Raw genomic sequence first — 2,279 nt, forward strand, 5'->3', positions numbered from 1 at the left:
ACAAGAAGAAAGCCCGCGGGGAGTCAAAGGAACATGGGAGCGACGGCAGCTGACAGCCGCGAGCCGCCGGCGGCTCAGCGGCGAACCCAGCGATAGCGGTGCTCCGGGCGCCCCGCCGAACCATAGCGCGGGCGCAGTTCCACCTGCCCGCGCCGCTCCAGCAGGTCCAGATAGCGTCGGGCGCTGACCCGGGAGACCCCGCAGGCCTCGGCCACCTCGGCCGCCGAAATATCCGCGTCCACCCCGCGCACCGCGTCGGCAATGAGATCCAGGGTGGCCTGCGCGTAGCCCTTGGGCAGACTGCCGGTCGGGGCGGGCGCCGGCCCGGATCCCGTCGATTCGGCCTCTTCGCGCAGCAGCACGTCGATAGCCGACTGTGCCAAGCGTTCCGGCGCGGCAATCCGCGCCTGACGGAACAGGTCCAGCCGCCTGCGGAATTCCCCGACGGCGAAGGGCTTGACCAGGTACCCGTCGATCCCCTGGCCGATGGCTCTGCGCACCGTGGCCGCATCCGCGGCTGCGGTGATCATGATGACCCCCACCTGGCTGAACCGGGCGCGCACCTCGGCGAGGACCTCGACGCCATTTCCGTCCGGCAGGTGCACGTCGAGCAGGATCAGCTCGATTCCCGCATTCGCCTCCAGGCAGGCCAGCGCCTCGGCGGCGCGGGTGGCGGTGGCGGCGACCCGGAAGCCGTCGGTGGATGCAACAAAAAGTTCGTGCATGGCCAGCACATCCGGATCGTCGTCGACGATCAGCGTTTCGATCTGGCGCATAACTTAGTTCCCCTGCCCTGTTGCCGCCGGCCACCGGGCGGCGAATTGCGCGCCGCCCAGCGCCGAGTCTCCAACCTCGATTGTCCCACCTCTGCGCTGGATAATCCGCTGGACCAGGGCCAGCCCGATCCCATGGGGCTGGATGCTTTGATCCTTGGCGCTGACTCCGCGCGTGAAGATGCGTTCGGCTTGCTCCGGGGGCACCCCGGGACCGCTGTCTTCCACCCGCAATTCGACCCGGTGCTCGGCCAGCCGGACAAAGACCTCAACCCGGCCCCCGTCCCCGGCCGCCTCGATCGCGTTGCTGAGCAGATTGCCCAGCACGGTCAGCAGGTCGTCGTCGGCTCCGGTGCCCGGCGCGACCAGCGACTGCGCCGAAACCTCGAAGGACACCCCATGTTCCCGGGCCACCGCGGCATTGGCCGAGAGCACCCCGGCCAACCCGGAATCGGGAAGTTCCACCGCGGTGCGCTCCTGCGGACCGGCGATCCGGGCGATGTACTCCTGCGCTTTCTGGTGCGCGCCGACGGACAGGTAGCCGGAGAGCACATGCAGCCGGTTGGCGAACTCGTGGGTCTGCGCCCGCAGGGCGTCGGCCAGTCCGCGCTGGCCGGCCAGCTCGCGCAGCGAAGCCTCCAGCGCGGTGCGATCGCGCAGGGTCAGCGTATAACCTGCATCGGCCCGGGCCGCCCCGGCCACGGCATTGCGCCGCGAGACCACCAGCACCCGTTCGCCCACCAGCACCTGCCGGGCCCCTTCCTCGGGCATCGTGCCGAGCAGCGGATCCAGCACCTGATCGGCGATGCGCCCCACCACCGATTCGCGCAATCCGAGCAGCGTCTCGGCCTCCCCGTTGCACAAGGTAATCCGCCCCGCGGGTCCCACGCCGAGCACCCCGTCGCTCACCGCGTAGAGCAGCGCATTCTGCGACTGGAGCAGGCCGGGGACCTCATCGGGTTCCACCCCGAAGATGCGGCGGCGAATGGCGCGCGCCGCGGACAGGCTGAGCAGCGTGCCCAGGCCGGCGGCGCCCAGAATCCACGGGGCGAAGCCCACCACGATGGAGTTCAGCTGGGCACGCACCTCGCTTTGCAAGATCCCCACGGAGATCGTGCCGATGATCTCCCCGTCGGCACGGATCGGCGCCTTCACCCGCAGGGTGGGGCCCAGCGTTCCGGATTCGATCCCGGAAAAGCTCTCCCCCTGGCGCATCAGCGAATGATCGGTGGACACCGGCCGGCCGATCTGCTCCGGGTCGGGATGCGAAAGGCGGATGTTATCCAGCCCCACCACCACCACGTAGTCCACTCCGGACACCTCGCGGGCCAGCTGGGCGATCGGCGCGATAACCTGCGCGGCGTCCTCGGTGTTCAGCGCCGCGATCACCGCCGGCTCATTGCCCACATGGCTGGCCACCGTGCCGACCCGCGCATAGGCCTGGTCCTGCACCCGCTGGTCCTCGACCACCATCACCGCGACCGCTACCGCGAGCACGACGGCCAG

At 69.9% G+C, this 2,279-nt stretch carries 2 protein-coding genes; both read right to left on the bottom strand.

Annotation, left to right across the window (positions count from 1 at the left end; translation table 11 throughout):
* Positions 1-74: 74 nt before the first annotated feature.
* Positions 75-776, bottom strand: coding sequence for a response regulator (locus tag ACT3UA_RS18850; protein WP_444617861.1), 702 nt, complete (start codon positions 774-776; stop codon positions 75-77).
* A 3-nt stretch (positions 777-779) separates the two neighbouring features.
* A partial coding sequence (locus ACT3UA_RS18855) for an ATP-binding protein (RefSeq protein ID WP_444617863.1) occupies positions 780-2,279 on the bottom strand: 1,500 nt, incomplete at its 5' end.

Origin of the sequence: Glutamicibacter sp. 363 (assembly GCF_052379505.1) — a bacterium.
Lineage (GTDB): Bacteria > Actinomycetota > Actinomycetes > Actinomycetales > Micrococcaceae > Glutamicibacter.

Bases quoted from the DNA above. Each gene is read 5' to 3' on its own strand.
- ACT3UA_RS18850 (WP_444617861.1), bottom strand. From the start codon at position 776: ATGCGCCAGATCGAAACGCTGATCGTCGACGACGATCCGGATGTGCTG.